The 7,317-nt window shown below is 69.8% G+C and carries 8 protein-coding genes; 5 read left to right on the forward strand and 3 right to left on the reverse strand.

All coding sequences use genetic code 11. From position 1 onward, the window contains the following. Nucleotides 1-220: 220 nt before the first annotated feature. Nucleotides 221-1,168, reverse strand: coding sequence for an IS1595 family transposase (locus tag Q7A36_RS37285; RefSeq protein WP_305108860.1), 948 nt, complete (start codon nt 1,166-1,168; stop codon nt 221-223). 83 nt (nt 1,169-1,251) lie between these two features. Next, a complete protein-coding gene (locus tag Q7A36_RS37290; protein ID WP_305108861.1) occupies nt 1,252-1,446 on the reverse strand; it encodes a hypothetical protein in 195 nt (64 codons plus the stop codon). Between the two features lie 894 nt (nt 1,447-2,340). On the opposite strand from Q7A36_RS37290, the gene Q7A36_RS37295 reads away from it, so the two are divergent. Genes Q7A36_RS37295 through Q7A36_RS37305 form a run of 3 tightly spaced genes read left to right on the forward strand, consistent with a single transcriptional unit; the run spans nt 2,341 to nt 4,978 of the window. Then, complete coding sequence (locus Q7A36_RS37295; RefSeq protein ID WP_305108862.1) at nt 2,341-3,129, forward strand: sensor histidine kinase; 789 nt, start codon at nt 2,341-2,343, stop codon at nt 3,127-3,129. Continuing rightward, nucleotides 3,117-4,601 carry an ATPase domain-containing protein gene (locus Q7A36_RS37300; RefSeq protein ID WP_305108863.1) on the forward strand — a complete coding sequence of 495 codons (1,485 nt, stop codon included), beginning with the start codon at nt 3,117-3,119 and terminating at the stop codon, nt 4,599-4,601. The genes Q7A36_RS37295 and Q7A36_RS37300 overlap by 13 nt, the downstream gene beginning before the upstream one ends. Further along, the gene (locus Q7A36_RS37305; protein ID WP_305108864.1) at nt 4,598-4,978 is read left to right on the forward strand and encodes a response regulator; all 381 of its coding nucleotides are present in this window, start codon (nt 4,598-4,600) and stop codon (nt 4,976-4,978) included. The genes Q7A36_RS37300 and Q7A36_RS37305 overlap by 4 nt, the downstream gene beginning before the upstream one ends. 380 nt (nt 4,979-5,358) lie before the next feature. Here Q7A36_RS37305 and Q7A36_RS37310 read toward each other — a convergent pair whose 3' ends face one another. Then, entirely contained in the window at nt 5,359-5,583 is a 225-nt protein-coding gene (locus tag Q7A36_RS37310) for a hypothetical protein (RefSeq protein ID WP_305108865.1), read from the reverse strand. 540 nt (nt 5,584-6,123) lie between these two features. Between Q7A36_RS37310 and Q7A36_RS41880 the strand changes: the two genes are divergently transcribed. Together Q7A36_RS41880 and Q7A36_RS41885 are read left to right on the forward strand one after the other, a co-directional pair. Further along, on the forward strand, nt 6,124-6,630 hold the full coding sequence (locus Q7A36_RS41880; RefSeq protein WP_370655778.1) for a septal ring lytic transglycosylase RlpA family protein: 507 nt from the start codon (nt 6,124-6,126) through the stop codon (nt 6,628-6,630). A 458-nt stretch (nt 6,631-7,088) separates the two neighbouring features. After that, a partial coding sequence (locus tag Q7A36_RS41885) for a hypothetical protein (RefSeq protein ID WP_370655779.1) occupies nt 7,089-7,317 on the forward strand: 229 nt, incomplete at its 3' end.

The raw sequence follows: 7,317 nt of genomic DNA on the forward strand, positions 1-7,317 counted from the left end.
ACTGGGAACATCTGACCGAGCAGGTCAGCCGCGGTCCGGTAGGTCAGCAATGCAGAGAGCTGGGCGCGCAACCGGTCCAGCTCCGGGGTTGAGCGGACACGTGGTGGCCAGTCCACGCCGGCCTCGGCGGAGCCGCATCCGGCACAGTGGGAACGGGGCAGCCGGACCGTCACCTGACCAAACAGTGTAGCAACCTCATGCTGACGATAGTCTTTCCTGATTACGCGGAAACCTCAGCCAGTTTGAGCAGGCGGTAGGGCATCGGCGGCGCCTGCAACGCGGCTGTAGCGAGACGCGGCAGCATGGCGGCAAGGTCGTAGCGGCGGTTGAAGCGGTACTGGAACTCGGCGAGGTAGCGAGGCACGTGCTTCGGCGCGATCGAGCGGTAGGTGCCGGTGATCGCGGCCTTTATGTTGCCCAGCGCCGTGTTCACCCACTTGAAGGCTGGTGTGCGTGCCGCCCGCGCGCCCGAGCCGGTTTTGATGACCGTGTGTCGGCACCCTGCCTTGGTGACGGCGGCGAAGCAGGGCAGACCGTCGCTGACCACCTCGCAGGTCCGCTCCAGGCCGCGCTTGGCGAAGTCCTCGACGGCGCGGCTGCAGAAGCTCGGCACCCGGCACAGCTTCAGCCGCACCGGCTTGCCCTCCGGCGTGGTCTCGACCGCAGCCAGGAAGGGCGTCTTGCCGGGCGAGCCACGGCCGCGCTTGCCGCCCGAGCGCTCGCCGCCGAGATAGGCGTCGTCGAGTTCAACCCGGCCCGTGAGCTGCCGCTTGGCGTCGCGCTCCAGCATCACCTGCCCGAGCTTGTGCTTGATGGTCCAGGCCGTGGTTTGGGTCACGCCGAGGCGGCGGCCGAGTTCGATGCTGGAGATGCCCTGCTTGGTCTGGGTCACGTGGTAGATCGCCCGGAACCAGGTCCGCAGCGTTACCTTGGTGGCGGCGAAGATGGTGCCGGCCGTCAGCGAAGTCTGGCGCCGGCAGGCGCTGCACTGGAACAACTGGCGCGACTTGATGGCGCTGTGTCGCCGCTCGCCGCAGGCGGGGCACTCGAAGCCCTCGGGCCAGCGCCAGCGGAACAGCGCGTCGCGGCAGGCCTGTTCGGTACCGTACTGCCGCTCGAACTCGGCTTCGCTGAGCTCCTTCTGGAACTGCACTGAGTTACGGGCCACGGCTACCCCCTTGTAAGCGCACCACTGTTCTTGGTTTGTACTACCCCGGAGCCAGCTGAGGAAGCCGCGTAATCAGGTAGTCTTTAGTCCCGGCACTCCGGGCGGAGCGCGGCATGAAGACGGGCCTGCGCGGCGACGATCTCCTGCTGCACCCCGGCCAGGAGCTGCTTGCTCTCGGCCAGGGTCAGTCCCAGGCTGGCCAGGTCGGCGAGGGTGTCGGGCCTGGAGATTTGCACAACGTCGGTGCTGTGCTCCGTCCCGTCGGCCTCGACGCTCACCAGTCTCACGATCCAGGCCACGTCGGCACTACCTCAGCGGGGAAAACGAGCCAGAGCATACCCGCTCTCGGTGGCAGACCCCCAATTCTGCGGCAGTCCCGCTGCTGACCTCGCGGCTCGACGACCTGGTCGCCGAGGACCGGGAGGTGCTGCGGGCCGGCCTGGCGAGCGCGCGCTGGGTGACGGTGGACGACACCGCGGCCCGGCATGCCCGGCAGGACGCCTTCACGACGCAGATCGGCGATGCGCGCTTCACCGCCTTCCGCAGCGGCGCCTCGAAGTCGCGCCTGGCATTCCTGTCGGTGCTCCGGGCCGGCCACGGCGCGTACGTGATCAACGCGGCGGCGCTGGAATACATGCGCAGCCGCGCCCTGGCCGGGCCGGTCATCGAGCAACTGGCGGCGCATCCGGCGAAGGTCTTTGCCGACGAGGCCGCCTGGACGGCGCACCTCGCCTCCCTCGGCATCGACCGGCTGGCGGTCACCCCCGAGCCGGTGCGGATCGCCACCGAGGGCGCGCTCTGGGGCAGCATCCAGGCGCACTACACGCGCCTGACTGGGATTTCTCGTACTTCGGACGATGCGCTGGGCCGCTGTCGCTGTCACGGCAGTCCGCGTGCCCGCCCGGCAACGAAACCGCGCGGGAGCCACGGAACCGCGGATGCGTTCCCCAGCCGCGCGAGGCCGTCCTTCGGCCGGAGGGCGAGGCAATGGGCGGCACGGCTGCGGCGCCGGATCGGGCGGATCAAGGCGGGGGGAAGGCCCGGGCGGGATCGGCACCCTCGCGGCCGAGGGCGTCGCGGCGCAGGCGCCGGTCCGGCGAAATGCCCCGGGGGGACTGTCCTGCCACGGGCGGGGAGATCCGCGGGCGCAACGGCAAATCTTCGGGGGCTGCATGAACGGCATCGGCGGCCGAGACGGCGAGACCGACAAGGACCGCCTCATCGAGGAGCTACGCGAGGCGGTGCGGGCGCGCGACGAGTTCGTGGCCATCGCCGCGCACGAGCTGCGCAATCCGATGACACCCATCCTGATGCAGGTCGGCGGCCTGCTCGCGGCGGCGCGGGACCCGCGCCGGTGCCGCCCGGAGCTTCTGGCGCCCAGGCTGGAGATCCTGGAGCTCGCGGTCAGGGAGTTCGTGCGGCGCTCGACCGCGCTGCTCGACGTCTCGCGCATCGCGGCGGGGAACGTCCGGATCGAGCCCGCTGAGGTCGACCTCACCGGCGTGGTCCGGGGCGTGGTGGACCGCGCGGGTATGGCGGCGCGGTTGGCGCGGTGCCCGCTCGAGACGGACCTGCAGGAGGGCGTGGTGGGCACCTGGGACCGGCTCGCGCTGGAGCAGGTGGCCGAGAACCTCCTCTCGAACGCCATCAAGTTCGGCGCGGGCAAACCCGTGACTGTCGCTCTGACCTCCGACAGCCGGACCGCCCGGCTGACCGTCCGGGACCGGGGCATCGGCATCTCCGAAGCGGACCGCGCCCGCATTTTCGGGCGCTTCGAGCGCGCCGTGACGCGACGCGAGCATGGCGGCTTCGGCATCGGCCTGTGGCTGGCGAACCAGCTCGTGCTGGCGATGGGCGGCACCATCGCCGTCGAGGGCGCGCCCGGCGAGGGCACGACATTCACGGTCACGCTGCTCCTGGGCGGCTCCGAGCAACAGGGAAGTGGCGCATGGCCGAAGTGAACACCATCGAGCGGGTGCCGAGCGGGGTGCCGGGGTTGGATACCGTCCTCAAGGGCGGCTTCCCGCGGGGCGGCATCCACATCCTCCAGGGGGTGCCCGGGGCAGGCAAGACCACGCTCGGCAACCAGATCTGCTACCACCACGCTGCCACGGGCGGCCGGGCGCTCTACGTCACGCTCCTTTCCGAGACGCATGCCCGCATGCTGCTGCACCTCGGCACCATGCGCTTCTTCGATGCCGCCCGCCTGCCGGACCAGGTCGCCTACATCAGCGGCTTCGGTGCGCTCCAGGGCGAGGGGTTGCCCGGGCTGGTGACGCTGCTGCGGCGCGAGGTCGCGGCCCGCAAGGCGACAGTCTTGGTCCTGGACGGGTTGGTGGCGGCGGAGGACCGAGCGGCCTCGGACACCGAGTTCAAGACCTTCATCCAGGAGCTGCAGACCCAGGCGGGACTGCACGGGTGCACAGTGTTCCTGCTCACCACCGCCAAGGGCCAGGCCGTCCCGCCCGAGCACACCATGGTGGACGGCATCGTCGAACTGACCGACGTCCGCTTCGGCTCGCGTACCGAGCGCGGGCTCTTTGTCAACAAGCTCCGCGGCAGCGACTACCTGCCGGGACGCCACCCCTTCCGCATCACGGAGGAGGGCCTGGTGGTCTACCCGCGCGTGGAGGCCGCCTTTCGCGTCACCACGCGGCCGGACGAAGCACGGTCCGGCAGGCTCTCCACCGGGGTCGAGGGCCTGGACGCAATGCTCGGTGGCGGGCTGCCGGAGGGGACGGTCACGGGCGTGCTCGGCCCCTCGGGCATCGGCAAGACGACGCTCGGCTTGCACTACGCGTGCGGGTCCAGTGCGGCCGAGCCGGGCCTGTTCTTCGGCTTTTACGAGACGCCGCCTCGTCTCGTGCAGCAGGCCGCCAGCCTCGGCCTCGACCTCGGGGGTGCCGTCGATCGGGGCGAGGTCGAGATCCTCTGGCAGCCGCAGGGCGAGAACCTCCAGGATGCGCTGGCGCACCGGCTGTTGGACGCCCTCGGGCGGCGCGGCGTGCGGCGGCTGTTCCTCGACGGTCTCGGCGGCTTCACGGAGAGCTCGGTCGAGCCCGGACGCCTCAGCCGGTTCTTCTCTGTGTTGGTGAACGAGATGCGGGCACGCGGGGTGACCGCGCTCTACACCATGGAGACGCGCGACGTCGTCGGCCCCGGCATCGAGCTCCCCGTCAGCGGTGTCTCGTCCCTGGTCGAGAACCTGATCGCCCTCCGGTACGTCGAGCGGCACGCGCGGTCGCGGCGGCTTCTCTCGGTGGTGAAGGTCCGCGGCAGCGGCTTCGACCCGGGCCTGCGCGAGTTCGTCCTCGAGGGCAGGCGCGGTCTCTCGCTGGCGGGCGCGTTCGAGGGAGCGCAGGAGCTCCTGAGCGGCTTCGCGCGGGACCGCCCAGCCTGGGACGGGCCACCCTCCGGAGCGGGGGGACAATGACGACCATCCTCGTCGTGGACGATGAGGCGCTCATCGCCCTGGCGCTTGAGGCCGAGTTGATGGATGCGGGCTACGGGGTGGTCACCGCGGCCAACGGACGCCAGGGGCTGGAGCGGCTGGCCGAGGCGCCGCGCCCGGATCTCGTCCTGACCGACATGATGATGCCGGTCATGGGTGGTGCGGAGATGCTCGCGGCCATGGCGGCCGACCCGGCCCTGCGTGGGATCCCCGTCATCGTCCTGAGCTCCCTGCCCGAAGCGGCGATCCGGGCGCGCGCGGACAGCGCCGCCGCCATCCTGCGCAAGCCCTACACTGCAGAGGAGGTCCTCGGCACCATCGCCCGGGTGCTCGACGGGGCAGGCGGCGCCGCGACCTGAGTGCCTCCCCGCCGCCCAGCGCGAGGTGCCACTGCGGTCGGTTGCCCTCCCCGCCGCTGCCGCGTTGCTCCGGATCGAGCCGGAGCGGGCCGCATCGGAGGGCGGCGGTCTGACGGGCCAGGTAAGGCGAGCGCGATGGACGACACGGCACGGCACAGCACGGGAGAAGGCAACGAGCAGCACTCCCCATCCCCTGGGCTCGTACAGCAGTCCCGCGACGCGGCGGCGACCAGCCTGCGGGAGACGTGCGATGCCTGGCCGGGGCATGGTTCAGAATCGGCCAGTTTTGGATAACACGGGCGCACGAAGAGCGCCGGCCTGTGAGGGCTGGATGTCGACGTGCGATGTGCCCTGTGCGGGAGGCGGTCAGCCTCCCCGCGTCAAGCCCGCCGGGGCTGAAGCGGCCCCAGGCCGAGCAGGGTGAGCCAGTGCTGATGGCCCTGGCCGGTCATCATCTCCCGCGGGCTCTTGCCCTGCCGCTCGGCATGCCGGCTGCGCAGGAAGCGGCGGTGGTTCAGGAAGAAGCGGAGCAGGTCGAGGTATGCGCCCCCGAGATGGCGGCGCAAGGTGAAGTAGGCGCGCAGCCGCGAGTTGAGGTTCTCCACGAGCGAGCTGGTGCGCTGGGCATGCCCGGTGCACGGCGTCGAACAGGACGTCGAATTTGCCTCCCATCCGCGCTCGCAGTGCACTCCAGCTCTGCCAGTACACGGGTGAGGTGGTGGGCAGCCGGTGCAGTAGGCAGGCTTCCCGTACGAGGGGCTCGGGGACGGCGTAGGCGCGTGCGATGGCGGCAAGCTCGACATCGAGGACGCCGGCGAAGGCGAGCAGGTTGTCGCGCTGGTTCTGCAGGGCGACGCGCACCGGGCGAATGCGCCGCGGATCCTCGCGCTCGCGGACCATCAGCTCGGCGACGATGAAGTCGAATAGCTCTCGCGGTGATCTGGCTCCTATCGCGGACATTCACGACCTGCCACAAACCTCTCAACACAACCGCACAGGGCCATGGATATGGCCCGAGCGCTTGACGCCTGCGTACCGCGCCAGGCAGGGCCTATGGCAACCCGCGCCCTGTTAAACAGGGGCACGCAACTTGGGACAAATCCGCGCGCTCGTTGTCGGGATGTCATTCGACCGGGCTGGCGGCAATGGGCACACGGGTGCTGATCTACGGGACGGTGCTCGCGCTCGCTTTGGCAGACACTGCCAGAGGCAATGAGCCCGCGGCCGACGCGCCGCAGCAGGCGTCCCGGACTACCGTCGACCGATCTGGACGCGTTCTGCGGGGCCAAGCGGCAATATTCGCCAGCAACCTCGCCGGGCAGACGATGGCAGACGGGGGCCGCTATGACCCAGAGACGTCCATTGCAGCGAGCAGCAGCCTGCCGCTCGGGTCGACCGCGCGGGTGACCAATCTGCGGAATGGCCAAACAGCAATAGTGAGGGTCCGCGATCGCCTTCCTGGGACGAACGGCCGCATGCTCAATGTCAGCGCCAAAGTTGCGCAGTTCCTGGGTGTGCGGCGGGGCGGCGTGTTTCCTGTGACGGTGGCGCCACTCGCGGTCCCCCAGGCCGACGGCGGTGTCCAGTTAGGCGCCGGGACCGGCCTTGCTGGCCGCCGCGCCTACGTCACCGGTGGCCATGACCGCCGATGACCGGCTCTCAACTACCCCAAAACGATCTCGACGTTGCCGGAGGGATTGTCTTGTGTTTTGAGATCGGAACATCCGGGCGAGAAGGGCTTGTCCGCTGATAACTGAACCAGCCCGGCTGGGATGGGCGAGGAGCCTCAGGCTGCTCCGAAGACGATGTCGAGCGGTTAATCGCGGTAGGGACACCCATTACTGGGCGCCCCCGCACAGATCCGGACGGGCCCAATTCGGGCATCCGGCTCCCACCTCGGGTGTTTGACGGCGAAGCGTTGGTTCGGCCAAGGATGGAGGATGCGCGGTCTGGGGAGCCAGTCCTTGGCTATCCTGACCATGCGCTCCCAGGTCATGCCAGCCCTCTGACTGCGCCGCTCGAGAGAGCGGCGCCAGAGGTGGAGGACATGGGCCCGGAATGCTCTCAGGGCCGGTAGGTTGGTCGGCACGGCATGGTAGCCGTAGTAGCCTTGCAGGACCTGCCGCAGCCAATTCCCCTGTTCGGGGATCGACTGGTGCCTGCGCCGTCGCAGCCCTTCCTTGATATCCCTGAGCCGCGCCTGCATGCGGTCGCGCCGGGTCTTCCGTTTGAGCAGGAAGCGTCCCTGGCGGGATCGGCCGCAGATGAAGGTGAAGCCCAGGAAGGTGAAGGTTTCCGGCTTACCGAGCCCGCGCTGGGCGCGTCGGGCCGCAGCAAGG

Source organism: Paracraurococcus lichenis, from assembly GCF_030657435.1.
Lineage (GTDB): Bacteria > Pseudomonadota > Alphaproteobacteria > Acetobacterales > Acetobacteraceae > Paracraurococcus > Paracraurococcus lichenis.